This window comes from Glycomyces sp. YM15, assembly GCF_016918015.1.
Classification (GTDB): Bacteria; Actinomycetota; Actinomycetes; order Mycobacteriales; family Micromonosporaceae; genus Glycomyces.
Window position 1 is genome coordinate 154,080 of sequence record NZ_JAERMK010000004.1, and the last position, 24,310, is coordinate 178,389.

Consider the following 24,310-nt stretch of genomic DNA (forward strand, 5'->3'; position numbering starts at 1 on the left):
AAGTTGTTCCCGTTCCATTGGGGCGGCACGGCCGGGTTCGGGGCGGGCGGGTCCCACGGACGACGGAGGCGTCGTTCGTGTGGACCCGGCCCGCTTCGGCTGTGCCGCAATCCGTTCGGCTACTGGACTACCGTGATCTCACGGAGCTCGCAGTCGCCGCCGGGGGCGACATAGATCGGGTTGAGGACGACGTTCTCGACGTCTTCGCTGTAGAACACGTTGTCGGAGGAGTAGAGGACCGGTGCGGCCGGCATGGCGTCGGCGATGAGCTTCTCCGCCTCGGCGTAGAGCGGGACGGCCTCTTCGAGGGTCGGCGCCTGGTCGGCGGCGAGGATCGCGGCGTCGAACTCGGGGCTGGCGTAACCGAAGACGTTCATGGCCTCGCCGCCGCCGTAGACCGGCGTCAGGAAGTTCTCGTTGAGGTTGTAGTCCGGTCCCCACGCGTAGCGGAACGGGCCTTCGACCGTGTGCTCGTCGCGGGCGGTCAGGAACTCGGGCCAGTCCAGCGGGACGAGCTCGTACTCGATGCCGAGGGTCTCCTTGATGGAGTCGCCGACGGCCCGGAACAGTGTCTGGTTGTCGGCGGATTCGTTGTACCAGAGCTCGAAGACCTCGCCCTCGGGCCAGCCGCCGGCCTCCTCGAGGAGCCGCTTGGCCTCCTCGGGGTCGTACTCGCAGTACTCGCAGCTGCCGGTGCCGCCGCCGAAGATCGATTCGGGGATGAAGCCGTCGGCGGGGACGCCGCGGGCCTGGCCGATGACGGTGAGCACGGCTTCGCGGTCGATGGCGGTGGAGAAGGCGCGGCGGAGGTTGACGTCCTGCCATTCCTCCATCCACAGCGGGAACCCGAGCGCGGTGAACGTGGTGCCCGGCTGGCTCACGAGGCGCTCGGTGAGCTCCGGATCGGCCATCGCGGTCTCGAAGTCGGCCGCGCGGGGCGAGCAGACGTCGATGTCACCGGTCTTGAAGTCGTTCCAGCAGTCGGACTCGCCGAGGTAGGGGTGCCAGTTGACCTTGTCGATCTTGGCGGGCATCCCGCCCTCGTAGTCCTCCCAGCGGACGGCGGAAGCACCGGCCTCAGGGTCGTATTCGCCTTCGAGCATGAAGGGGCCGTTGCCGATCGGGTTCCACATGCAGGCTTCGAGGTCGGCGAGGCATTCCTCGGCCATCGGCAGGAAGGCCGCGTAGCCGAGCATGGTGGCGAAGCCGCTGAACTGCTGGGTGAGCTTGACCTCGATGGTGAGGTCGTCGATCGCGGTGACGCCGGAGAGGGTGTCGGCCTCGGGTTCGGGGAACTCGGGGACCTCCGGGTCGGCCCACTGGTCCTCGGGCAGCGGCGCGGGGTTCATCTCGGCGTAGCCCTGGAAGCGGCCGAAGAAGTAGTTGAGGCCGGCCACGTTGGGCCCGTAGGCGGTGTTGTTCCAGGAGCGGATGAAGGCCTCGGCGTCCACCGGCTCGCCGTTCTGGAACTGCAGACCTTCCTTGATCGTGATGGTCCAGGTCTGGTTGTCCTCACTGGTGATCGCTTCGGCCACGAGGTTGATCGGCTCGCCGGTCTCGTTGTCGTAGTACACGAGGCCGTCGTAGATGTTCTTGACGATGCGGTAGCACTCCGAGTCGTCGCAGTCGCTGACCACAAGGGTCGGAACTTCGCCGATCTGCATGTCGACGGTGCCGCCGCCGTCGCCGCCGCCGTCTCCTACGTCGTTCGGGTCGCCTGTGCATGCGGTCAGTGCGAGTGCGGCCGCCGCGCAGACGGCGGCCGCTGTCCGGATTCGTTTCACCAGGGTCTCCAGAGCGTGTGAGTGGGTCGTGGGATAACTCACACCATGGCGTACAACACCCCTAAAAGATAGAGTGCGTTGTGAAATCGTTACCGTGCAGACGGTTGGCAGAGACCTTGGGCTGCAATTGTTTCGTCCGTATTGCCTCTGTAATCCCAATTTCTGAGACGCGTGTTTCCTCTGAACATTCAAGAGGCGCTTGGGGATCACTCCGGCAGCAGGTACGCGGAGGCCTCGGCCGCGGCGGCCGGGCCGTAGGACTGCTCCAGCCGGTGCACGAACTCGACCGGGTTCACGGCATAACCTTGCGGCCCTATGGATTCGAGGGCGAGCGCGGTCATCTGCGAGCCGACCTCCGCCGCACGGCGCAGGCCCATCCCCCAGCCCAGGCCGGCCAGGAGGCCGGCGGTGAAGGCGTCGCCCGCACCGGCGGGGTCGATGATCTCGCGGGCGCGCGGGAAGGGCACGCGGACGCGTTCGATGTCGTGGCCGGCGATCTCGACGCCGTCCTGGTCGAGTGTGGTCACGCGGACGCGCACCCGCTCCAGGATCTCGTCGTCGCTCAGGCCGGTGGTGGCCTGCAGCAGCTGGTACCGGTCCTGGCTCGTGACGAGGAACTTGGCGCCGGTCAGGAAGTCCACGGCCTCTTCGCCTTCGAGCTCGCCGGGGTCGGCGCTGAACTCGAGGCCGAGGTCGCGGCACTGGTCGGCGTAGGCGTGCATGGCTTTGGCCTCGCCAGGCCCGATGTGGACGAGGCGGAGGGTGCCGCCGCGCTCCATGACCTCGATGAGGTCGAGTTCTTCGCCGTCGATCACGACCGGCGCTTGGCCGAGTCGGCTCATGCCGTGGCCGACCGTTTCAGCGGTCGATCCGGTGACGGCGGTCTTCATGCCTTGCACGACAAGTGGCACTGGGAGAGTCCTCGTTAATGGTCGGGGACATGCGGAAAGCGACAAACAATAACGCAGCCCGGTCGACGCAGAGCGTGCGACCGGGCTGGAGTAGAACGGCGGTCGGGTCACCAGCCGGGCCATAGGGGGCTTCTGAGTGGAAGACTGGCAAGGCTTCGTAGCGAAGCTCGTGCTTTGAGCGAAGCGGCACGTGCGAGGCGTGAACCGCAGTCCAGTTCTTCTCTCAGGAGTCCCTGCCGGGCCACAGCGGACCCTTACCCCTTAGTGGAAGGAGTCGCCGCAGGCGCAGGAGCCCTGGGCGTTCGGGTTGTCGATGGTGAAGCCCTGGGCGTCGATGCGGTCGGCGAAGTCGATGCTGGCACCGATGAGGTAGGGGATGCTCATCTTGTCGACCACGACGCCGAAGCCTTCGTAGTCCTGGACGGTGTCGCCCTCGCGCACGTCGGTGTCGAAGTACAGGCCGTAGCGCAGGCCGGAACAGCCGCCGGGGCTGACCTCTACGCGCAGGCGCAGGCCTTCCTCGCCTTCCTGCTCGATCAGGGCCTTGACCTTGGTGGCGGCCGCTTCCGTGAGCACGACGCCGACCTTGGTGGCGTTGTCCTTGACGTCGTCGGCCTGCTGGGTGGCGCTCACTGGCAACTCCCTCGTGTGTGTGCGAGATCCAAGTCGATCGGGTCTCTTCGACAGGTCAACAGTACCCAACGGCTTCGCGTGTGTCGTTATTCCGGAGGTCACATACCCGGAGGTGTGACGTGTCCTGATGACCAGTCCTCGACCGTACCTACTCCTGCCATTCCTCCGCCACCTTCTCGGCGAGTGAAGTGAGGCCCTGCACGGGTTCGCGCATGGCGGCCTCGGAGCTGCCGAGGAGGTCGGTGACCGAATGGACGCCCGCGAGGTCGGGGTGGCCCTCGACGTCGGACCGGCCGGCCATGACCAGGCAGGGCTTCCCGTGGGCGCTCGCGCCGGAGGCGACCTCGGCGGCGAGCTTGCCGCGCAGGCTCTGGGCGTCGAAGGAGCCCTCACCGGTGATGACGAGGTCGGCTTCGGCGATCTGGGCGTCGAGACCGACTGCGTCGCAGGTGAGGCGGGCGCCCGATTCACGGTGGCCGCCGAGGAGGAAGAACGCGAAGCCGAGCCCGCCGGCGGCTCCGGCGCCGGGCAGCTCGGAGGCGCCGACCGGGCCGAGACGGCGCTCGGCGAGTTCGGCGAAGGACGAGAGGGACATCTCCAGGAACGGCAGCGCGTTGCCGCTCGCGCCCTTCTGCGGGCCGAACATGTAGGTCGCGCCGTGGGGGCCGAGGAGCGGCGAGTCGACGTCGGTGGCCGCGACGAACTCGACGCCGCGGGTGCGGGCGTGGCCTTCGATGTCGGTGCAGGCCGAGAGCACGCCGCCGCCGTAGGGCAGTGCGGCGCCGGTCGAGTCGAGGAGGGTGAGGCCGAGGGCGGTGAGCATCCCGGCGCCGGCGTCGTTGGTGGCCGAGCCGCCGAGGCCGACGACGATGCGGCGGGCGCCGGTCTCGATCGCGTCGGCGACGATGAGGCCGAGCCCGTAGGTGGTGGTGCGGCGCGGGTCGCGTTCGGCCGCTTCGAGGAGGTGGAGTCCGCAGGCGGCGGCCGATTCGATGTACGCGGTCTCGCCGTCGCGCAGGTAGTCGGCCTTGACGGGGCGGCCGAGCGGGTCGCAGGTCGCCACGGTGCGGCGGAGCGCGCCGGGGATGGCGTGGGCGAGGACGTCGACGAAGCCGGGGCCGCCGTCGGCGAGCGGCAGCGTGACCGCGGTGTCGTCGGGCCGGGCGCGGCGCCAGCCCGCGGCGACGGCGTCGGCGGCTTCGGCGGCGCTCATGGTGCCGGCGAACTTGTCGGGAGCTATGAGGATGCGCACACCAAGAGCCTAGTGGATGCCCCGAACCAGGGTGTAACCGCTTGCCGGGTGACCGGAGAGCCCAGCCTGTGGACGGCTTGTCCGCATGGCGGATTCAGGGAGACCGGGAAGGGCTCGAAAAGGTTTACCATTGCCGCCATGACGGGCTTCAACGAACCTGCTTCCACTCAGACCGCGCTCCTGCTCCTGGGACGCGGCACCGACTCCGGCTCCGAGCGCGGCGTCGACTGCCCCGGTGAACTGCCCGCGCCCTCCGACCCCGACCTGGTCGAACGCGCCCGCGCCGCCAAGGAGGCGCTCGGCGGCAACGTCTTCATCCTGGGCCACCACTACCAGCGCGACGAGGTGATCCAGTTCGCCGACGTCACCGGCGACTCGTTCAAACTCGCCCAGCAGGCCGCCGCGCGGCCCGACGCCGAGTACATCCTGTTCTGCGGCGTGCACTTCATGGCCGAGAGCGCCGACATCCTCACCGGCGAGCACCAGCAGGTCATCCTGCCCGACCTGGCAGCGGGCTGTTCCATGGCCGACATGGCCACCGCCTCGCAGGTCGAGCAGTGCTGGGAGGACCTGGGGCGCATCGGGATCGCCGACGTCACCGTGCCGGTGACCTACATGAACTCGACGGCCGCGATCAAGGGCTTCGTGGGCCGTGAAGGCGGCCTCGTGTGCACCTCCTCGAACGCCGAGCGGGCGCTGCGGTGGGCCTACGACCAGGGCGAGAAGGTCCTGTTCCTGCCCGACCAGCACCTGGGCCGCAACACGATGGTCCGCGAGATGGGCTATTCGCTCGAGGACTGCGTGCTCTACAACCCGCACAAGCCGAACGGCGGCCTCACCGACGAGGAGCTGCGGAACGCCAAGATCATCCTGTGGAAGGGCCACTGCTCGGTCCACGGGCGCTTCACGCTCGAGTGCGTGGAGGAGATGCGCCGCCTCGACCCCGAGGTCAACATCCTGGTGCACCCCGAATGCAAGCACGAGGTCGTCGAGGCCGCGGACTTCGTGGGCTCGACCGAGTACATCATCAAGCAGCTCGAAGCGGCCGAGCCGGGCTCGTCGTGGGCCATCGGCACCGAGCTGAACCTGGTGCGCCGCTTGGCGAACCAGTTCCCGGACAAGAAGATCTCGTTCCTGGACAAGACGGTCTGCTACTGCTCCACCATGAACCGGATCGACCTGCCGCACCTGGTGTGGGCGCTCGAGGAGCTCGTGGCCGGGCGGGTGCCGAACACGATCACCGTGGACGCCGAGACCGCCGGTCACGCGCGCGAGGCGCTCGACCGGATGCTCGCGCTGCCGTAGCGCGAGTGCCGTCACAAGTGCAACCGCCGACGCGGGTCGCCGCGTGTCCCTGGAGGGGCTCGCAGCGGCCCGCGTCGGGCGTTCACCTCGGCGCCGCTTCCCGGCCATGAAGCGCCGCTTCCAAGCCATGAATGAGCGGGGGCTTCGCCGGGTTCGCGCGTTGCGGCGTTTCCGGTGCGCATGATCACCGTGGGTTATGTCGCTACCTGGGCGTTTTCCCCGTGCCCGTTCCGTTATCGTTGGTCCGCCGAGTGCAATCGAGGCGTCCACCGCCTTACGATTCACTCCCAGTTCCCGGCTTCAGTCCCAGAACTCCACCCACCGAGGAGACCTCTTGAGCAGCACCGACGCCACCCCTGAAACCGCGCCCGCCGAAGACATGCTGATCATCCACGGCGGCACCCCCCTCGACGGCGAGGTCCAGGTCCGCGGTGCGAAGAACCTCGTCTCCAAGGCCATGGTCGCCGCCCTGCTGGGCACCTCCCCCTCAGTACTGCGCTCGGTGCCCGCCATCCGCGACGTCGAGGTCGTGACGGGGCTCCTCCGCGTCCACGGCGTCGACGTCGATCTCGACGGCGACACGCTCTACATGGACCCCACCTCGGTCGAGTCCGCCGGCGTGGAGGAGATCAACGTCCACGCCGGGACGAGCCGCATCCCGATCCTCCTGTGCGGGCCCCTCCTGCACCGCCTCGGCCGCGCCTTCATCCCCGACCTGGGCGGATGCAACATCGGTGGTCGCCCTATCGACTTCCACCTCGACGCGCTCCGCAAGTTCGGAGCGGTCGTCGAGAAGGGCGCCGACGGCACGCACCTCTCGGCCCCCAACGGCCTCCACGGCATTCGCTACGAGCTTGAGTTCCCGTCCGTCGGCGCCACCGAGCAGGTGCTGCTCACCGCCGTGATGGCCAAGGGCACCACGGAACTGCGCAACGCCGCGATCGAGCCGGAGATCATCGACCTCATCTGCATCCTGCAGAAGATGGGCGCGATCATCAAGGTCCACACCAACCGCGTGATCGAGATCGTGGGCGTGGAGGAGCTCAAGGGCTACTCGCACCGGGCCCTGCCCGACCGCATCGAGGCCGCCTCGTGGGCCTCGGCGGCGCTCGCCACCCAGGGCAGCGTGTTCGTGCGCGGCGCGCAGCAGGCCGACATGATGACGTTCCTCAACGTGTTCCGCTCCATCGGCGGCGCGTACGACGTGAACGACGACCCGATCGAGGGCGGCATCCGCTTCTGGCACCCGGGCACCCCGCTCAAGCCGGTCGCGCTCGAGACCGACGTGCACCCCGGGCTCATGACCGACTGGCAGCAGCCGATCGTCGTGGCGCTGACGCAGGCCGACGGCCTGTCGATCATGCACGAGACGGTGTACGAGAACCGTTTCGGCTACACCTCCGAGCTGCGCCGCATGGGCGCGAACATCGAGCTGTACTCGGACTGCCTGGGCGGCACGCCGTGCCGCTGGGGCCGCCGCAACTTCCTGCACTCGGCCGTCATCGCCGGGCCCTCGAAGCTGCACGCCGCCGACCTCCAGATCCCCGACCTGCGCGCCGGGTTCAGCCACCTCATCGCCGCGATGGCCGCCGAGGGCACCTCGCGCGTCTACGGCGTCGACCGCTACATCACGCGCGGCTACGAGAACTTCGAGGCGAAGCTCGTCGGTCTCGGCGCGAAGATCGAACGGCCGGCCTCGGCGACGCTCGCGTAGCCGAGGCCGAGCACGTCGGCGAAGCTCGCGAGCCGCGATCGAACACCCTCTGCGCGGCTTGCGGGCCGTAGCCGATCGCCCTCGGCACAGTCCGCAAGCCGTAACCGAGCTGAGACCGTCCGGACGAGCTGAGCCGGAGTCAGGCGAATCCGCGTAGGTATGCTTGGAGGGCAGCATCCCGCAGCGAGTCGAGGAAGGCCTTAAGTCCGTGGCGAAGAAGTCCGTGCAGGCGGAGACACCTGCCCCCGAGGAAACCCAGCCGGCTTCCGCCACCGACAAGAAGGGGAAGGCCACTCCCAAGCGGCCCAACCAGTCCAAGGCGCGCCCCCCGGCCAACCCCCCGCTGACCGCGAAGGAGAAGCGGGAGGCCCAGAAGAAGGCCGGGCCGCTCACCAAGGAGCAGAAGAAGCAGGCGAAGGACGACCTCCGCGCCGAGCGCTCCCGCATCGCCGAGGGCCAGTGGAAGGGCGACCCGCTCTTCGACAAGTACCACCTGCCGCGCGACCGCGGAGCCGAGCGGCTCCTGGTGCGCGACATCGTGGACTCGCGCTGGTCCGTCGGCCAGTACTACATGTTCGGCGCGTTCGCGATCCTGATCCTCTCCACCGGATCGGTGCAGCTCCAGAGCTACCTGTTCATCGCGCTCCTCGTGATGACGGCCGTCATCGTGTTCGAATCGGTCCTGCTGGCGCGCCGCGTGAAGCGGATCGTGACCAAGCGCCACCCGAGGACCGAGCAGCGCATGGGCGCCCTGTACTGGTACGCGATCCAGCGGAGCATCATGCCCCGCTCGATGCGCAACCCGCGGCCGCGCATGAGCTACAAGGCGAAGGAAGACGACCTCGGCAAGGTCGTCAAGTAGGACGGGCGCGGGCTGCTCCACGACTCGCAGGCGTCGTCGAGGGGCTGTCCGCTTTGCACCGGTCCGGCCCGGGATCGTTCTGCTGTCGTTCCCGGGTCTCCCATGGCCTACCCTCGAATTGTCGTAGCCCTCTCTGACCCCGGAAAGTAGTCAACGTGGTGGATGTCGCGGCGGACTTGCGGGCGGGGCTGTTCCGCGCCCTCGGCCCACTCGATCGCGCCACCATGCGGCACGCGATCGCCGACACCGTCGCCCTCCAGCAGATCCGTGAAGAGGCGACCATGCGCCTCGCCCGGTCCGCGGTCGAGGCCGACCAGTCGCGGCTGCTCGGCGTGCGAGCCGTGATCCTGCGCGTGCTCGGCGACTTCGACGGCGCCGAAGTCGACGCCGCCGCGGCCGTCAAGTACGCCGAAGCGGTCGGCGCCGACCTCCTGCTGGCCCCCGCGAGGGCGCGGCTGGCGCAGGTGCTGCGCGTGCGCGGCCGCTTCGAGGAGGCCGACCAGCTGTTCGCGCTCGCCGAGGCCGGAGAGCTGCCGAGGACGCTCACCGGCGCCGTGCGGGCCTACGCCGGCCTCTCCTGCATCGCGCAGGGGCGCATCACCGAATCGCTCATCCACGTGCAGCGCGCCTCCGAGCAGAACCCGCACGGGTTCGTCATGCAGATCGTCGAGACCGCCCTCTCGCTCATCGAGGAGCACGCCGCGAAGGCCGGCTTCGGGCCGCCGCCGCGCGGCTGGCCCGAACGCGCCGGGCACCCCGCCCCCGACCGGTTCCAGGACCCGCAGACCGGGCGCTTCGGGTACCTCGGCGTGGACGGACGGCCGGTCGTGCAGGCCGCGTTCAGCCAGGCCGGGGACTTCCGCGGCGGTGTGGCCGCCGTGCGCCAGGCCGACTGGGGCGCGATCGACCGCACCGGCACCGTCGTCGTCCCGATGCTCTACACCTCCATGGAGACCCCCACCGCCGACGGGCGCACCGTCACCGGGTTCGTCAACGGCGTCGCCGTCGCCGCCCAGCGCGGGCGCGTGCTCGTCGTGCACAAGACCGGGCGCGTCGTCGTGCCCCCGCGCTACCAGCGCGTCGAGGTGCACCCCTCCGGCTTCCTCGCCTCCGACGGGTACTCGTGGGGCGCACTCGGCTTGGACGGCAACGAGATCGTGCCGCTGCGGGCCGACCGGGCCGAGGCGCTGCGGATGCTCGACGCGGCCGTCTCGATCGACGACGGGCCGCTGTAGCCGCACCGTCCGTTCGCCTGCCTGTGACACTCGAGTCGTTGACGCTAGCCGCGCGGCAGGTAATCTCTTGGACATGGAGTTTCGTCATCTCGGCCGTTCAGGCCTCGTCATTTCCGAACTGGTCTACGGCAACTGGATCACCCACGGCAGGCAGGTGGAAGAGGACGCCGCCGTCGCGTGCGTGAACGCCGCCCTCGAAGCCGGCATCACCACCTTCGACACCGCCGACGTCTACGCGCAGGGCGCCGCTGAAGAGGTCCTCGGCCGCGCGCTGAAGGACCAGCGCCGCGACGGGCTGGAGATCTTCACCAAGGTCTACTGGCCGATGGGCCCGGGCAAGAACGACCGCGGCCTCTCGACCAAGCACATCAAGGAGTCGATCGACAACTCGCTGCGGCGCCTCCAGACCGACCGCGTCGAGCTGTACCAGGCCCACCGCTGGGACGTCGAGACGCCGCTCGAGGAGACCATGCAGGCGTTCGCCGACGTCGTGCACTCCGGCAAGGCCCATTACATCGGCGTCTCCGAGTGGACCGCCGACCAGATCCGCGCCGGTGCGGCGCTCGCCAAGGAGCTGAAGATCCAGCTCGTGTCGAGCCAGCCGCAGTACTCCGCCCTGTGGCGGGTCATCGAGGCCGAGGTCGTCCCGGCCTCCGAGGAGCTCGGCATCGGCCAGATCGTCTGGTCGCCGCTGGCCGGCGGCGTCCTCTCCGGCAAGTACAAGCCGGGCCAGGACGCTCCCGCGGGCTCGCGCGGCGCCGACCCCAAGTTCGGCCGCTTCGTCGAGGGCTGGATGAACGACGACGTGCTCACGCGCGTTCAGCAGCTCGGCCCGATCGCCGAGAAGCAGGGCCTCACCATCGCGCAGCTGAGCCTCGCGTGGGTGCTGCAGCACTCGAACGTGTCCGCCGCGATCATCGGCGCGACCCGTCCCGAGCAGGTCGTCGAGAACGTCAAGGCCGTCGGCGTCAAGCTCGACGCCGAGGTCATGGACGAGATCAACAAGCTCCTCGAGCCGGTCGCCGTGACCGACCCGAAGGAGACCACCGCCCCGAACCCCCGCGCGTAACGAGCGCTTCGCGACGCCCGACCGCGACTCGATCGTCGCGAGTGCGAGCGGTAGGAGCTCAGGAACGGCCGCATCGAGCCACTCGATGCGGCCGTCTCTTCTGAACCAGGAGCGCTGGCGGCGCACGAAGCGGCGCGTGCCCTGCACCGTGAGACGGAAGGCTTCGGCTTCGTCGTATTCGCCCGAGAAATGGGCGAGGACCTGCTGGTAGCCGAGGGCGCGGGACGCGGTGCGGCCTTCGCGCAGGCCCCGTGACTCGAGCGCGCGGACCTCGTCGAGGAGCCCGGCGTCCCACATGTGCCGCACGCGGCGCTCGATGCGCTCGTCGAGGACCGCGGTGTCGAGGTCGACGCCGATGCGGATCGCCTCGAAATGGGCCTTCGGCACGGGCAGGCTCGCGGTGAACGAGCCGGTGAGCTCCACGACCTCCAGGGCGCGCACGACACGGCGGCCGTTCGAGGGCAGGATCGCCTTCGCGGCGGCGGCGTCGAGCGCCTTCAGGCGCTCCCAGAGGGCCGCTGGGCCCTCCCGCTCCAATTCGGCCTCGAGCCGGGCCCGGATCACCGGGTCGGTGCCGGGGAAGTCCATCTCGTCGAGCGCGGCCTGCACATAGAGTCCGGAGCCGCCGACGAGGACCGGGCGCTTCCCGCGGGAGCGGATGTCCGCGATCGCCTCCCGGGCGAGGCGCTGGTAACTGGCCACATCGGCCGGTTCGGTGACGTCCAGGACGTCGAAGACATGATGGGGGACACCGCGCTTCTCGGACTCGGTGATCTTCGCGGTCCCGATGTCCATGCCCCGGTAGAGCTGCATCGAGTCGGCGTTCACCACCTCGCCGTCCAGTGCTTCCGCCAGCGCGACCGACAGCGCGGTCTTCCCCGCCGCGGTGGGGCCTACGACGGCGATCACCGGCGGCTGTAGGGTGGGGAGGCTGCCGGCGTGCGTTGCAGAGCCCAACTGAACGACCCCTTCGGTTCGAGCGGCGACCACCCGGCTGGCGGAGACCCGTCAACCACCGTAAGGTACGGGAAGTACGTCCCTAAGTTCGTGTGAAGGATTTGAGATTACCGCGATGAGTGACCTCGGAGACTGGACCAGCTTCGGCCGCGTTGACGCCGACGGCACGGTCTATGTGAAAACCTCCTCCGGCGAGCGCGCGGTCGGCTCGTGGCAGGCCGGCTCCACGGAGGAGGGCCTCGCGCACTTCGCGCGCAAGTACGCCGACCTCGTGGTCGAAGTCGATCTCATCGCCGCCCGTCTGAACTCGGAGTCCGCCGACGTCGAGCAGGCCGCCTCGCAGCTGCGCAAGCTCCGCGAAGGCCTCGACACCGCGGCCGTGGTCGGGGACGTCGACGCCCTCGCCGCGCGCCTCGACGGCCTGTCCAAGCACGCCGAGGACAAGCTCGGCGAGTTCAAGGCCGCGAAGGACGCCGAGCGCGCCGAAGCGGTCGCCGCCAAGGAGGCCCTCGTGGCCGAGGCGGAGGAGCTCGCGGCGAAGGACAGCCACTGGAAGGCCTCGGGCGCCCGCTTCTCGGAGATCATCGAGGAGTGGAAGGCGATCCACGGGGTCGACCGGAAGACCGACCAGAAGCTGTGGCGCCGGTTCTCCGCCGCCCGCGACACGTTCACGCGCCACCGCGGCGCCTACTTCTCGCAGCTCGACGCCGAGCGCAAGGTGATCGGGCAGAAGAAGGAAGAGCTGATCGCGCGCGCCGAGGCGCTCTCGACCTCGACCGACTGGGGACCGACCGCCGACGCGCTCAAGGGCCTCATGGCCGAGTGGAAGGACGCCGGGCGACTGGCGCCCGACGCCGAGCAGAAGGCCTGGAAGCGGTTCCGGGCCGCGCAGGACGTGTTCTTCAACGCCCGCTCCGAGGTCTTCTCGGCCCGCGACGCGGAACTCGAGGCCAACCAGGCCGCGAAGGAAGAGCTCCTGAAGCAGGCCGAGGCGCTGGACATCGAGGCCGACCCGAAGGCCGCGCAGAACGCGTTCCGCGAGCTGCAGGCCGGCTGGCACGACATCGGCGCGGTCCCGCGCAAGAACCAGGCCAAGCTGCAGCGGCGCCTGCGCAACGTCGAGGACAAGCTCCGCGACGCGCTGGACACCGCCTGGCGCAAGGTCCCGGTCGAGAAGAACCCGCTGCTGCTCCAGATGCGCCAGCAGGTCGCCGAGGCCGAGGAGAAGCTGGAGCGTGCGAAGGCCGACGGGAACGCGAGCCGCATCAAGAAGGCGGAAGCGGACCTGGCGAGCAAGAAGCAGTTCCTGCAGCTTGCGGAGGGAACCAAGTAGGCGAAATCTGCCGTTGTCCCGGGATTCGCGGGAACGCGTGAGCGCGTTCGCCGACGGAACGGGATAATGGGACAGGGCTACAACGGCGTGGACCGATCCGGTTCACGCCGTTCGCTTTGCCCGCCGTTCCCCGCCGCGCACCCCGTCGAAAGGAAGGCAGTCGCCCATGGCCATGGATAACACCGCACTGGAGACGCTCCCCCCGCAGTTCGTCCCGACCGAGAACGTGTTCAACCTCCGCGATGTCGGCGGCTGGAACGCCCTGGGCGGCAAGAAGGTCAAGACCGGTCAGGTCTTCCGCTCCGACAACTTCGGCAACGCGACCGAGGCCGATATCGACCACGTCGTCAACCACCTCGGCGTGAAGCACGTGATCGACCTGCGCCGGGCCGAGGAGTGGGACGAGTCCGGCCGGTTCCCGGACCTCGACGGCGTCGATTTCCACCACTTCGAACTGCTCCACATCAAGTGGGAGCAGATCGGGATGCGGGTGAACGGCGTCTCGGACGAGGCCGAGGTGATCGAGTTCCTCCGGCACCGCTACACCGGGATGATGGAGTCCGGGTACCTGTCCGTGCGCAACTCGCTCGAAGTGATCGCGAGCGGCGAACCGGTGGTGTTCCACTGCATGGCCGGGAAGGACCGCACCGGGATCGTCGCGGCGGTCCTGCTCTCGATCCTCGGGGTCGACGACGAGGACATCGCCGCGGATTACGCCCTCACCTCGTTCGGCTCGGCGCGCTGGCGCGCATGGCGCGACGAGAAGTTCGGGAAGCCGGAGGTCGAGGGCGGCCTGGCCACCCCGGCCGAGGCGATGCTCCAGACCATCAGGGAGATCAACGCCCGCTTCGGTTCCATGGAGCGGTACGCCGAGGCGACCGGGTTCAAGGGCGCGGACGACCTGCGCGACCTGCTGCTCCAATAGGACGCGGACCGTTCACCTGCCGGCCGCCTACCGGTCGGCAGGTGAAATTCGATTGCCCGGTGTCATACCCTGCTCGTACGGTGGATGAGTGGGCTCAGAGCGGTTGAAAACTCCAGAACTGTCCGAAACAGACGATCTCGAGCCGCAGCGTCCGGCACCTGCCCGTACGACGGCGCTGACGAACCTGTGGCGCATCAAGAAGTACCTGTACCCCTACCGGTTCCGGCTGGCGCTGCTGTGGACGATGGTGCTCTTGAACATCGCCTCCGGCCTGGCCATCCCCCCGCTGGTCGGCAGGGCCATCGACGGCCCGATCGCAGACCGCGACATGCGGGGCCTGTGGATCATCGTCGGCGTCATCGCCCTCCTCGGCGCGGCCGACGCGATCCTCCAGCTCTCCCGGCGCTACATGCAGACCACGACCGCGATGGCGATCGAGGCGGACATGCGGGCCGGGCTCTACGAGCACCTCCAGCGGCTCCACACCGGCTTCCACGACCGCTGGCAGACCGGGCAGCTCCTCGCCCGCGTCACCTCCGACCTCGGCATGATCCGGCGGTTCTTCGCCGGAGGCCTGGTCTTCGCCATCACCTCGATCGGCATGATCGTGATCATCATGGGCCAGCTGCTGTTCATCGAATGGCGCCTGGCCCTCATCGTCGCGGCCTCGGCCGTGCCGCTGTTCCTCATCGGCCGCAAGTTCTTCAAGGGCTACCTGCCCGCGGCCAGGTCCGAGCAGGACCAGTCCGGCGAGGTCTCCAGCGCCGCCGAGGAATCCGCGCTCGGCATCCGCGCGATCAAGGCGCTCGGGCGCGGCCCGCTCATGGCGGCGCGCTTCGAGAAGGAGGCCGCCGAACTGCGCGACCGGGGCATCCGCAAGAGCCTCATCGCCTCCCGTTCCTGGTCGGGCTACGACGCGATCGCGACCGCCGCGATCGGCGCGGTCCTCGTCTTCGGCTCGGTGATGGTCGCCGAAGGGCGAATGACCGTGGGCGACCTGACCGCGTTCGTCATGCTGCAACTGGCGCTGCTGTGGCCGATCGAGGCCTCCGGCTGGGTCATGGCCCACGGCAACGAGGCCATGACCGCCGCCGACCGCGTCTACGAGGTCTTCGACACCGAACCGGCCATCAAGGACCGGCCCGGCGCGAAGGCGCTCGACCGCGGCCAGGTGCGCGGCGAACTCGTCTTCGAAGGCGTGCGCTTCGGCTACGAGGACGACTCGCGCGACATCCTGCGCGGCGTCGACCTGCGGGTCAAGCCCGGCGAGACCGTCGCGATCGCGGGCAAGACCGGATCGGGCAAGTCGACGCTCGTGTCGCTGCCGTCCCGGTTGAACGACCCCACCGGCGGTCGCATCCTGCTCGACGGCACGGACCTCCGCGACCTGCAGCTCGCGAACCTGCGATCCGTGGTGACCACGGCCTTCGAGGAGGCGACGCTCTTCTCGATGAGCGTGCGCGAGAACCTGGCGCTCGGCCGCCCCGACGCGGACGAGGCCGATCTCCAAGAGGCCCTTCGGGTCGCGCAGGCCGAATTCGTGCACGACCTGCCGTACGGACTCGACACCCGCATCGGCGAGCAGGGCCTCTCGCTCTCCGGCGGCCAGCGCCAGCGCCTCGCGCTCGCCCGCGCCGTGGTCGTGCGGCCCGCGGTGCTGGTGCTCGACGACCCGCTGTCGGCACTGGACGTGCACACCGAGGAGCTGGTGGAGAAGGCGCTGGCGCAGGTGCTGCGGGAGACCACGGCGCTCGTCGTGGTGCACCGGCCGTCGACGGTGGCGCTCGCGGACCGCGTTGCGCTGCTGCACGAGGGCCGCATCGCCGCGTTCGGGAAGCATTCCGAGCTGATGGCCACGAGCCCCGAATACGTCGAGGTGCTCTCTGCGGAGTCTGAGGAGATGGCGGCGTGACGATGACCGAAGAGACCGCTGGCAAGCCTGCTGACAAGCACGTTTCCTGGCGGGGACAGGCCGAGTCGGCCGAGGCCGATCGCACGAGCGCCGAATCGGACGACGCGGCGTCGATCAAGGAGCTGCGGAGCCGGTCGCGGAAGCTGCTGGGTTCGATGATCCGGCCGCATAAGAAGGCGATCGCGTTCCTGTGCGGGATCCTGCTGGTGCAGAACTTCACGAGCATGGCCACGCCGCTGCTGGTCATGTTCGGGATCGACAACGCGATCCCGGCGATCCGCGACCGCGGGGACTATTCGGTGCTGATCGGCATCGCGGTGGCGTTCGCGGTCGTCTCGGTGCTCAAGTACGTGTGCGTGCGGCTCTACATCGCGCAGTCGGCGAAGGTCGGCAACGCGATGCTGTTCGCGCTGCGGGGCAGGGTGTTCCGCAAGTTCCAGGACCTTTCGGTGTCGTTCCACGAGCGGTTCACCTCGGGGCGGGTGACGGCGCGGCAGAGCTCCGACATGGAGTCGATCCGGGAGATGACCGAGAACGGCGTCGACGATCTGGTGCTCGCCGGGCTCAACGTCGTCACGATCACGGTGGTCATGCTGGTGATCGACCCGCGCCTGGCGGCGGTGACGCTGTTGACGTTCCCGTTGATGATACTGCTGGGCCGCTGGTTCAACCGGGTGTCGACGCTGGCGTACCGGCGGGCGCGCGAGACCGTGGCGCTCTTGATCGTCTACTTCGTGGAGTCGATGGGCGGGGTGCGCGCGGTGCAGGCGTACCGGCGCGAGGAGCGCGACCGGGAGCTGTTCGCGGGTCTGAACACCGACAACCGGTTCGCGCAGGCCAGGGGCCACCAGCAGAACGCGTTCATGTCCGGCGGGATGCGCGGCATCGGGCACCTCGCCACGGTCGTGGTGCTGGTGTTCGGCGGCTGGCAGGTCATGCAGGGCAACACCGAGGTCGGTGTGCTCGCGGCGTTCCTGCTGTACATGAAGCGGTTCTTCGACCCGCTGAACGAGCTGGTGCAGTTCTACAACGTGCTGCAGTCGGCGACTTCGGCGCTCGAGAAGATCTCCGGTGTCCTCGACGAGGAGGTGGAGGTCGCCGAACCGGAGGAGCCGCGCACGATCGAGCGTCCTCGCGGGGAGCTGCGGTTCGACGACGTGCGCTTCCAGTACCGGGAGGACCAGGTGGTGCTGCCGGGCCTGGACCTGCGCATCCCGGGCGGCCAGACCGTGGCGCTCGTGGGCGCCACGGGCGCGGGGAAGACGACGATCGCGAAGCTCGTGAGCCGCTTCTACGATCCGAAGGCCGGAACGGTCTCGCTCGACGGGGTGGACCTGCGGGACCTGACCGAGCGAGACCTGCGCGAGCACATCGTGATGATCACGCAGGAGAACTTCCTGTTCAACGGCACGATCGCGGAGAACATCGAGCTCGGCAGGCCGGGGGCGAGCCGGGAGCGGATCATCGAGGCGGCCGAGGTCGTGGGGGCGCACGAGTTCATCGACGCGCTGCCGGACGGCTACGACACGCACGTGCGCAAGCGCGGCGGGCGGCTCTCGGCCGGGCAGCGGCAGCTCGTGGTGTTCGCGCGGGCGTTCCTCGCCGATCCGCGGGTGCTGATCCTGGACGAGGCGACTTCGTCGCTCGACATCCCCTCGGAGCGGCTCGTGCAGCGCGCGCTGCGCACGATCCTGGCCGACCGGACGGCGATCATCATCGCCCACCGGTTGTCCACGGTGGAGATCGCTGACCGGGTGCTCGTGCTCGAGCACGGCCGCATCATCGAGGACGGCCACCCGGACGAGCTCATCGACCACGGCGGCGAATACGCGACCCTGCACCGCCAGTGGGAGGACAGCCTCGTCTGAGTCCCGGGCGGGCCGCGGCCCGCCCGGGTCTTCTCTGTCCCGCCGTGCGCTTCCCGGTGGCGTTGTGGCTCGCGGAGGGCCGGACGGTGGTGTTCGACGGCGCGGGCGGCGCCGGTTCGCTTCCCGAACCGGCGGTGAGGCGTCAGCGATCCGGTGGGGCGGCGCTCCGCCTCACCGGTGACCGGTGACGAGGTAGTAGTCGACCCAGCCGTTCTCGTAGCAGCGCAGCCAGTTGCGGCCCCACGAGTCGCGGTACTCGGTCTGGGCGACCCAGCGGTCGAACTGGCGCCACACGTGCTCGCCGATCGCGGTCACGGTGACCTCGAATCCGGCTGCGGTGAGGTCGGCGGCGAACTCCCCCACCGGCCTGATGATGTCGACGCCGGAGGCGACGGTCTCGAGGAGATCGACGACCGGCACGGTGTCCGCGCCGTCGGGCGCGAAGAACGTCGCGGCGGCGAATCGCCCGCCCGGTTTGAGGACCCGGTGCGCTTCGCGGGCGACGGCGGCGAGGTCGTCGACGTGCTGGAGCATCTCGACGGCGTAGACGCCGTCGAAAGACCCGTCACCCCAGGGGATTTCGGTGACCGATCCCCGGTGGAACGAGAGCCGGTCGGGCATCTCCTTCAAGGTGAAGTCGTTGGTCTCGGCGGCCCGGGCGAGCTGCGCGGCCGACCGGTCGAGCCCGGACACGTGCACGCTGAATTCGCGGGCGACGAGCGCCGCTCCGACGCCGAGGCCGGATCCGAGTTCGAGCAGCGCCTCCCGCGCGCGGGGCTCGAGCCGCGAGACGACCTGCCGGTACAGCTCGGCCTGGCTGGCGGTCCGCTCCTCGATCGAGATCTCGCGGGCGGGGTCGAGTTCGCCCCAGTACCCGTAGTTGATGAACGACCCCGAGAAGATCGAGAGCGAGCCGAGGTCCAGCTCGCCGTACATGAGATCGCGCTTCGCCTGAACGTCGAGTTCCTGTTCCATACCGTCTGATTCTGGCACGAATCCAACCGTCGTTCCACTGTCGCTCCGGTGGCTCAGGTGTCCTCCGAAGCCCGGCCTTCGATCACTCCGGCGAGGGCGGCGGCGGTGCGGGCGACCGTGCGGTCCGCGTCCTCGGTCAGGTTGCTCAGCAGTGCCAGGGCGATGGGACTCGGCAGTTCGGCGAGGGCCTGGACCAGCCGCATCCGAACCGCGTGGTCCGCTGACGGGGCGGCGAGTTCGCTTGTCAGCGCTTGCGTGATCGGTTCCGCCCGCTCCGGGTCGCTTGCCAACGCCCCCAGCACTTCGGCCGCTTCGACGTCGTTCTCGCCGGCCACGATCATGGTGACGAGAACGGGCACGGCCTCGGTGTCGCCGCGTGCGCCCGAAGCCAGCGCGGCTCGCCAGCGGACCTGAGGGTCCGGGTCGGCGAGCGCGTCGGCGAGGATCGCGGTCGCTTCATCGCCGGGGATCTCGGCGAGCATCTGCACCGCGCGGCGGCGCACCTCGATGTCATGGCTCGCCAGGCCGAGCGCGAGATCCGACACCACGTCGTCGCCGACTCGGGCCAGCGCCCAGCGGAGGGCTCCGGCGACGTGGGGATCGGGTTCGTTGAGGACCGCCTCGGCCAGCACCGGGGCGGGCATGTCGGACGCCGGAGCGAGGACGGCCTGCTGTCGTCTTGCGGCGCTTGGTGAGCCGAGGCCTCGCAGGAGTTCGACGATCCGCAGGACTCCTTCCCAGCCCGCGGGTTCCGACGCGTCGACCGCGCGGAGGCGCCTGAGGAGTTCCTGTTCGCGGGCCAGGCGCCGTTCGGTCTCGCGGATGAGGTCGCCGATGAGCGCGGACGGGGTGAACCCCGGGTCGTCGAGGACCTGGCCGATCTGGCGCAGCGACAGGCCCAGGGTCCGCAGGCTCTCCACGTGGAAGATCCGCTGGATGTCCGCGTCGGCGTATTCGCGATATCCACTGACGGTGCGGCCGGTGGGCCGCACCAGCCCGAGGGTCTCGTAGTGCCTGAGCATCCGGGCGCTCACCCCCGAGCGTCGTGCGACCTCACCGATGAGCATCCGTCAGCTCCGTTCCCCACCGAGGGCGAAGATCCGCTTCGCCGCCTTCACGGCCGGTTCGAAGGAGGCGTCCGGGTCCTCCAGGAGCCGTTCCGTGGCGGCGGCGTGGGCTGCGACGACTGGGTCGTCGCTGGTCGAGGCGCGCTGAAGGATCGGCTCGATGACGGTGCCCAGCTCGATCATGGCCCGGCTCAGGCTGAGCTGCACTTCGCGCTCGCCGCGACCGAGCTGCGCGGCCAGTTCCTCGGCCAGGTCCCGCATCTGGTCCTCGGGGACGACCGCGACGGCGGCGCGCCAAGCGGCGCGGGCGACCTCGTCGTCGGGGTCGCGTATGAGCGCCGGGGTCATCGCCGGCCAGGCGCGGAGGTCCCCGATCTTGGACAGGGTGTGCAGGGCCTGGCTCCGGGCCTGCGAGCGGTCCGAGTCGAGCTCGGCGAGCAGGCGCGGGACCGTGAGGTCCGCCGGGAGCCGGGTCAGGGCCCAGGTGAGCATGTCGCGCACGTAGAAGTCCGGTTCGATGGCGCAGCGGGCCACGAGGGCCTCGAGCACGGCCGGATCGGCGTCGGTGCCGATCGTGAGCGCGGCCTTGAGCCGCGTCGACGAGGCGCCGGCGGCCAGCGCCTCGGTCAGCTGCGTGGCCTGGGCGTTCGTGCGTTCCGTGTTGATGGGAACCACCTCCTGCACACCAGTGAACGCCTTGACATCGTGTCAATGTCAAGCATGGGGTGATCCACGCATCCTCCACCGATGCCGCGTACCCGCAGCCAACGATCCGATATCTACGTGAGTCAATTCACGATATCGATCAATCTTAAAATGAAATGTCGGCAACACGACATAAGCGGTCGAGACACGCGCTCGCGGTAGGTATGCTTGGGCCTCACACACAGCTACGGTGAGGGGGTGAAAACAATGTCACGAACAGTCATCAACCTCGACGACGATCTCTGCGCCCAGGCGGCGGAGATCCTCGGAACCTCGACGAAGGTCAGTACCGTCAACGCCGCGCTCAAGGAGATCGTCGACCGCCGGCGCCGCCAGCAGTTCCTGGATTGGCTCGCCGAGGGCGGCCTCGAATTCGAAGACCACAATGAGCTGCGGAGGCAGGCGTGGGGGTAGCGACGCACCTCATCGACACCAGCGTGCTCAGTCGCATGAGGAAGCCGGCTGTGGCCGAACGGGCCGTTCCCCTCGTGCAACGCGGGATGCTGGCGCTATGCCGCCCGGTCGAAATGGAGATCATCTACGGCGCGCGAAATCCCGACCATTGCGCGTCGCTCAAGGACTGGCTGCTGGGTTTCGAACTGCTTCCCATGACCGACCAGATCATGGAACGAGCCGTCGAGGTGCAGACCGCGCTCGTGCCTTCGGCCGAGCACCGCACCGTCCGGATGCCGGACCTCCTGATCGCCGCCACCGCCGAGCGATATGAAGTGCCCCTGCTTCACTACGACCGCGACTTCGACCGGATCGCGAAGATCACCGGTCAGCCCACCGAGTGGGTCGTTCCCCCAGGAGAAGCGGACTGACGCTCCCCCGCGATCGTCCAGCCCATCGGCGGTGCGCCGGTGGGCTTTCTTGCCGTTTCTTTGTTGCCCTTCAGACGAGGGTGAAGCCCCGCAGTTCGGCTACGGCCGCCTGTTCCTTGTCGCGGGAGGCGAACGCGTAGGGTTCGCCGGCGGCCAGGTCGGGGAGCAGGAGCGTGGCGGTGGCGATGTGCCAGGCGTCCATGGCGCGGATGCCGTGGGTCGCGACGATCTCGAAGGCCTCGCCTTCGACGTCGTCCTGCGGGGCGGAGATGACCGTGATCGGGCCGTCGGGACCGGTGTCGGCGCGCCAGATGTCGAGCAGCTGGTCCTTGTCGCGGCGCTTGGCGCGGGCCGTGCGGACCAGGGCCCCGGCCACTTCGATGCGGGTCCACGAGCCGGTGACCACCAGGATCTCGGGGTCGCGCAGGAGTTTCAGGGCCTCGGCGTGGCCGCGTTCGTCGGGCAGGTACGAGCGCGCGAGCACCGACGAGTCGGCGTAGACGATCACAGGAGGCGGTCCCGGTCTTCCTCGAAGATCTGGTCGATGATCGGGCCGACGCCGCGCATCGAGTCGAGCACGCGGGCGCGCAGCGCTTCGACGTCGCGGACCGGTGTCGGTTCCTTCGCGACCTTCAGCGGCGGCGCGAGCATGCCGAGGGCCGCGGCCTTCGCCCGGACTTTCTCAGTCGCGGTGCGGCCGTCCTTCTCGCCGATGACGGAGAGGATCTCGTTCGCGATCGCGTTGACCGAACGGTGCTCACGCTTCGCCCGTTCGGTGAGGCGAGCGTGAAGATCGTCGTCAACGCGCAAGAGCAGCTGTTTCATACCTCGATGATAGCACTATTGGAGGCCTGATATCACTTGCTCAGCAGGCGCAGCCGGGGCCTTCCTGCTTCGGGAGGGGCTTCTTGCCGATGCTCGGCATGCCGAGGCTGACGCCGGGGAGCTTGGTGGCCTTGCCCGCCGCCCAGGCGTCGCCCGCCCTGGTCTTGCGGTGGGTCAGGACCTCGCCGTCGGCGACCAGGTGGTGCGGCGCGCCGTAGGTGACCACGGTGGTGACGACATCGCCGGGGCGCACGCCTTCGGCGTTGCCGGCCGGGTCGGTCTCGCTCGGCGTCACGTTGAAGTGGACGAGGCGGCCGTCGCGGGCGCGGCCCGAGAGGCGGCCGGTGGCGGCGTCCTTGCGGCCGTCCCCGACGGTGACGAGGACTTCGACCTCGGTGCCCTCGAGCTTGCGGTTCTCCTCCCAGGAGATGCGCTCCTGAAGGGCCACGAGGCGTTCGTAGCGCTCCTGGACGACGGCCTTCGGGATCTGGTCCGCCATCGTCGCGGCCGGGGTGCCGGGGCGGATCGAGTACTGGAAGGTGAAGGCGCTGGAGAAGCGGGCCTTCTCGACCACGTCGAGGGTGGCCTGGAAGTCCTCTTCGGTCTCGCCCGGGAAGCCCACGATGATGTCCGTGGTGATCGCCGCGTCGGGCATGGCCTCGCGGACATCGGCGATGATCTGCAGGTACTTCTCGGAGCGGTAGGAGCGGCGCATCTCCTTGAGCACCCGGTCGGAGCCGGACTGAAGCGGCATGTGGAGCGAGTGGCAGACGTTCGGGGTCTCGGCCATCGCGGCGATCACGTCGCCGGTGAAGTTCTTCGGGTGCGGGCTGGTGAATCGCACGCGCTCGAGGCCCTCGATCGCGCCGCACGCGCGCAGGAGCTTGCCGAACGCGAGCTTGTCGCCGAACTCGACGCCATAGGTGTTGACGTTCTGGCCCAGCAGGGTCACTTCGGTGACGCCTTCGTCGACGAGGGCCTGGACCTCGGCGAGGATCTCGCCGGGACGGCGGTCCTTCTCCTTGCCGCGCAGGCTCGGCACGATGCAGAACGTGCAGGTGTTGTTGCAGCCCACCGAGATCGAGACCCAACCGGAGTAGTTGGAGTCACGCTTGGTGGGGAGGGCGGAGGGGAACGTCTCGAGGGTCTCGAGGATCTCGACCTCGGCCTCCTGGTTGTGGCGGGCGCGTTCCAGGAGCACCGGCAGCGAGCCGATGTTGTGGGTCCCGAACACGGCGTCGACCCAGGGGGCGCGCTTGACGATCTCGCCGCGGTCCTTCTGGGCGAGGCAGCCGCCGACGGCGATCTGCATGTCCGGGTTCTCACGCTTCGCGGGGGCGAGGTGGCTGAGGTTGCCGTAGAGCTTGTTGTCGGCGTTCTCGCGCACCGCGCAGGTGTTGAACACGACGAGGTCGGGCGCGGCGTCGGCGGCGACCGGCACGTACCCGGCCGCTTCGAGCAGGCCCCCGATGCGCTCGGAGTCGTGCACGTTCATCTGACAGCCGTACGTCTTCACCTGGTACGTCTTCACCGCTTGGTCAACCACCCACCTAGCTTAGCCAGCACCCCCCTGGCGCTCCATCGAGCGACCGGTGCTCACTGCCACAGTGCCTCAGCCGGCCGCCTCCATGTTCTTCATGACCGCCTCCATCGTGCGATTCAGCTCCTCGGTGGGGCTGAACTCGACGAGTTCGGTGCCGTCGTAGAGGACCGGCGTGTGCCCGGGGCCGACATGGTAGGCCTCCCCGCCCACGAAGGTCTCGTCCCCGCCGGCGGTCTTGAAGGTCACCTTGCCCTTGAACACGTAGCCCCAGTGCGGGCACTGGCAGCGGTCGTCGGGCAGGCCCTTGAAGAACTCGGCGAGGTCGGCGTCGGCGGTATAGGTCTCGAAGGCGACCGTGTAACCGGTGTCGAGCTCGGTGAAATGGCCTTCATAGCCCTCCATGACCGCCGTTTCGGCGGCCCCGGCCTTCGATGTCTTCGGCATGATGCTGCTCCTCCCTGTCCGGCCGGAGCACGCGCCGCGACGCCTGGCGATCGGTCGAAGGCCTCGTCACTCGCCTCGCGCGTTCCCGGCCGCGATGGCGCGGGTATCCCTCAATCATCGCCGGGTGCGGGGCGGCCGGTCCGCGATCGGGGAAATCGCGGCCCGGC

Annotated in this window: 22 protein-coding genes and 1 pseudogene; 11 read left to right on the forward strand and 12 right to left on the reverse strand. The window is 69.0% G+C overall.

The window, feature by feature from the left end; all coding sequences use genetic code 11:
• Positions 1-119: 119 nt before the first annotated feature.
• The 4 genes from JHY01_RS06400 to JHY01_RS06415 form a co-directional block, all read right to left on the reverse strand.
• A complete protein-coding gene (locus JHY01_RS06400) occupies positions 120-1,784 on the reverse strand; it encodes an ABC transporter substrate-binding protein (RefSeq protein ID WP_205324778.1) in 1,665 nt (554 codons plus the stop codon).
• Between the two features lie 206 nt (positions 1,785-1,990).
• Positions 1,991-2,695, reverse strand: a complete 705-nt coding sequence (locus tag JHY01_RS06405; RefSeq protein WP_205324779.1) for a PfkB family carbohydrate kinase — start codon at positions 2,693-2,695, stop codon at positions 1,991-1,993.
• Positions 2,696-2,956: 261 nt separating this feature from the next.
• Positions 2,957-3,328: an iron-sulfur cluster insertion protein ErpA gene (gene erpA, locus JHY01_RS06410; protein WP_205324780.1), complete on the reverse strand. Its 372-nt coding sequence runs from the start codon at positions 3,326-3,328 to the stop codon at positions 2,957-2,959.
• A 148-nt stretch (positions 3,329-3,476) separates the two neighbouring features.
• Positions 3,477-4,580: a glycerate kinase gene (locus JHY01_RS06415; protein ID WP_205324781.1), complete on the reverse strand. Its 1,104-nt coding sequence runs from the start codon at positions 4,578-4,580 to the stop codon at positions 3,477-3,479.
• Between the two features lie 138 nt (positions 4,581-4,718).
• On the opposite strand from JHY01_RS06415, the gene nadA reads away from it, so the two are divergent.
• From nadA to JHY01_RS06440, 5 genes are all read left to right on the forward strand, one after another.
• The gene (nadA, locus tag JHY01_RS06420) at positions 4,719-5,885 is read left to right on the forward strand and encodes a quinolinate synthase NadA (protein ID WP_205324782.1); all 1,167 of its coding nucleotides are present in this window, start codon (positions 4,719-4,721) and stop codon (positions 5,883-5,885) included.
• A 379-nt stretch (positions 5,886-6,264) separates the two neighbouring features.
• Positions 6,265-7,599 carry a UDP-N-acetylglucosamine 1-carboxyvinyltransferase gene (gene murA / locus JHY01_RS06425; protein WP_205324891.1) on the forward strand — a complete coding sequence of 445 codons (1,335 nt, stop codon included), beginning with the start codon at positions 6,265-6,267 and terminating at the stop codon, positions 7,597-7,599.
• 208 nt (positions 7,600-7,807) lie between these two features.
• Entirely contained in the window at positions 7,808-8,461 is a 654-nt protein-coding gene (locus tag JHY01_RS06430; RefSeq protein ID WP_205324783.1) for a DUF3043 domain-containing protein, read from the forward strand.
• A gap of 155 nt (positions 8,462-8,616) precedes the next feature.
• Entirely contained in the window at positions 8,617-9,696 is a 1,080-nt protein-coding gene (locus JHY01_RS27640) for a WG repeat-containing protein (RefSeq protein WP_205324784.1), read from the forward strand.
• A gap of 73 nt (positions 9,697-9,769) precedes the next feature.
• Positions 9,770-10,765 carry an aldo/keto reductase family protein gene (locus tag JHY01_RS06440; protein WP_205324785.1) on the forward strand — a complete coding sequence of 332 codons (996 nt, stop codon included), beginning with the start codon at positions 9,770-9,772 and terminating at the stop codon, positions 10,763-10,765.
• A 30-nt stretch (positions 10,766-10,795) separates the two neighbouring features.
• On the opposite strand, the pseudogene miaA reads toward JHY01_RS06440, so the two are convergent.
• Positions 10,796-11,722: pseudogene (gene miaA / locus JHY01_RS06445) on the reverse strand (tRNA (adenosine(37)-N6)-dimethylallyltransferase MiaA); the annotation flags it as partial.
• A 115-nt stretch (positions 11,723-11,837) separates the two neighbouring features.
• Here miaA and JHY01_RS06450 point away from each other — a divergent pair.
• The 4 genes from JHY01_RS06450 to JHY01_RS06465 all read left to right on the forward strand — a co-directional run bounded on the left by JHY01_RS06450 (position 11,838) and on the right by JHY01_RS06465 (position 17,760).
• On the forward strand, positions 11,838-13,055 hold the full coding sequence (locus JHY01_RS06450) for a DUF349 domain-containing protein (RefSeq protein ID WP_205324786.1): 1,218 nt from the start codon (positions 11,838-11,840) through the stop codon (positions 13,053-13,055).
• A 166-nt stretch (positions 13,056-13,221) separates the two neighbouring features.
• The gene (locus JHY01_RS06455) at positions 13,222-13,980 is read left to right on the forward strand and encodes a tyrosine-protein phosphatase (RefSeq protein WP_205324787.1); all 759 of its coding nucleotides are present in this window, start codon (positions 13,222-13,224) and stop codon (positions 13,978-13,980) included.
• 88 nt (positions 13,981-14,068) lie between these two features.
• The gene (locus tag JHY01_RS06460) at positions 14,069-15,892 is read left to right on the forward strand and encodes an ABC transporter ATP-binding protein (RefSeq protein WP_307814280.1); all 1,824 of its coding nucleotides are present in this window, start codon (positions 14,069-14,071) and stop codon (positions 15,890-15,892) included.
• Positions 15,893-15,894: 2 nt separating this feature from the next.
• Positions 15,895-17,760, forward strand: coding sequence for an ABC transporter ATP-binding protein (locus JHY01_RS06465; protein WP_205324893.1), 1,866 nt, complete (start codon positions 15,895-15,897; stop codon positions 17,758-17,760).
• A gap of 171 nt (positions 17,761-17,931) precedes the next feature.
• Here JHY01_RS06465 and JHY01_RS06470 read toward each other — a convergent pair whose 3' ends face one another.
• Genes JHY01_RS06470 through JHY01_RS06480 form a run of 3 tightly spaced genes read right to left on the reverse strand, consistent with a single transcriptional unit; the run spans position 17,932 to position 20,486 of the window.
• On the reverse strand, positions 17,932-18,735 hold the full coding sequence (locus tag JHY01_RS06470) for a class I SAM-dependent methyltransferase (protein ID WP_205324788.1): 804 nt from the start codon (positions 18,733-18,735) through the stop codon (positions 17,932-17,934).
• A gap of 53 nt (positions 18,736-18,788) precedes the next feature.
• Complete coding sequence (locus tag JHY01_RS06475) at positions 18,789-19,802, reverse strand: HEAT repeat domain-containing protein (RefSeq protein WP_205324790.1); 1,014 nt, start codon at positions 19,800-19,802, stop codon at positions 18,789-18,791.
• Between the two features lie 3 nt (positions 19,803-19,805).
• The gene (locus tag JHY01_RS06480; protein ID WP_240192461.1) at positions 19,806-20,486 is read right to left on the reverse strand and encodes a HEAT repeat domain-containing protein; all 681 of its coding nucleotides are present in this window, start codon (positions 20,484-20,486) and stop codon (positions 19,806-19,808) included.
• 228 nt (positions 20,487-20,714) lie between these two features.
• On the opposite strand from JHY01_RS06480, the gene JHY01_RS06485 reads away from it, so the two are divergent.
• Together JHY01_RS06485 and JHY01_RS06490 are read left to right on the forward strand one after the other, a co-directional pair.
• On the forward strand, positions 20,715-20,921 hold the full coding sequence (locus JHY01_RS06485; protein ID WP_205324791.1) for a type II toxin-antitoxin system VapB family antitoxin: 207 nt from the start codon (positions 20,715-20,717) through the stop codon (positions 20,919-20,921).
• On the forward strand, positions 20,912-21,331 hold the full coding sequence (locus JHY01_RS06490; protein WP_205324792.1) for a PIN domain nuclease: 420 nt from the start codon (positions 20,912-20,914) through the stop codon (positions 21,329-21,331). The genes JHY01_RS06485 and JHY01_RS06490 overlap by 10 nt, the downstream gene beginning before the upstream one ends.
• Before the next feature lie 70 nt (positions 21,332-21,401).
• Here JHY01_RS06490 and JHY01_RS06495 read toward each other — a convergent pair whose 3' ends face one another.
• From JHY01_RS06495 to JHY01_RS06510, 4 genes are all read right to left on the reverse strand, one after another.
• A complete protein-coding gene (locus JHY01_RS06495; protein WP_205324793.1) occupies positions 21,402-21,839 on the reverse strand; it encodes a type II toxin-antitoxin system VapC family toxin in 438 nt (145 codons plus the stop codon).
• Positions 21,836-22,156: a toxin-antitoxin system HicB family antitoxin gene (locus tag JHY01_RS06500; protein WP_205324794.1), complete on the reverse strand. Its 321-nt coding sequence runs from the start codon at positions 22,154-22,156 to the stop codon at positions 21,836-21,838. The genes JHY01_RS06495 and JHY01_RS06500 overlap by 4 nt, the downstream gene beginning before the upstream one ends.
• 40 nt (positions 22,157-22,196) lie before the next feature.
• Positions 22,197-23,702, reverse strand: a complete 1,506-nt coding sequence (gene miaB / locus JHY01_RS06505) for a tRNA (N6-isopentenyl adenosine(37)-C2)-methylthiotransferase MiaB (RefSeq protein WP_307814282.1) — start codon at positions 23,700-23,702, stop codon at positions 22,197-22,199.
• Positions 23,703-23,768: 66 nt separating this feature from the next.
• Positions 23,769-24,143: a hypothetical protein gene (locus tag JHY01_RS06510; RefSeq protein ID WP_205324795.1), complete on the reverse strand. Its 375-nt coding sequence runs from the start codon at positions 24,141-24,143 to the stop codon at positions 23,769-23,771.
• Positions 24,144-24,310: the final 167 nt, after the last annotated feature.

What these genes read in the sequence shown, in the direction of transcription:
- murA (WP_205324891.1), top strand. Translation starts at nt 6,265, where the DNA reads ATGCTGATCATCCACGGCGGCACCCCCCTCGACGGCGAGGTCCAGGTC.
- JHY01_RS06440 (WP_205324785.1), top strand. Translation starts at nt 9,770, where the DNA reads ATGGAGTTTCGTCATCTCGGCCGTTCAGGCCTCGTCATTTCCGAACTG.
- JHY01_RS06465 (WP_205324893.1), top strand. Translation starts at nt 15,895, where the DNA reads ATGACCGAAGAGACCGCTGGCAAGCCTGCTGACAAGCACGTTTCCTGG.
- JHY01_RS06455 (WP_205324787.1), top strand. Translation starts at nt 13,222, where the DNA reads ATGGCCATGGATAACACCGCACTGGAGACGCTCCCCCCGCAGTTCGTC.
- JHY01_RS06450 (WP_205324786.1), top strand. Translation starts at nt 11,838, where the DNA reads ATGAGTGACCTCGGAGACTGGACCAGCTTCGGCCGCGTTGACGCCGAC.
- nadA (WP_205324782.1), top strand. Translation starts at nt 4,719, where the DNA reads ATGACGGGCTTCAACGAACCTGCTTCCACTCAGACCGCGCTCCTGCTC.
- JHY01_RS06485 (WP_205324791.1), top strand. Translation starts at nt 20,715, where the DNA reads ATGTCACGAACAGTCATCAACCTCGACGACGATCTCTGCGCCCAGGCG.
- JHY01_RS06470 (WP_205324788.1), bottom strand. Translation starts at nt 18,735, where the DNA reads ATGGAACAGGAACTCGACGTTCAGGCGAAGCGCGATCTCATGTACGGC.
- JHY01_RS06500 (WP_205324794.1), bottom strand. Translation starts at nt 22,156, where the DNA reads ATGAAACAGCTGCTCTTGCGCGTTGACGACGATCTTCACGCTCGCCTC.
- JHY01_RS06510 (WP_205324795.1), bottom strand. Translation starts at nt 24,143, where the DNA reads ATGCCGAAGACATCGAAGGCCGGGGCCGCCGAAACGGCGGTCATGGAG.
- JHY01_RS06475 (WP_205324790.1), bottom strand. Translation starts at nt 19,802, where the DNA reads ATGCTCATCGGTGAGGTCGCACGACGCTCGGGGGTGAGCGCCCGGATG.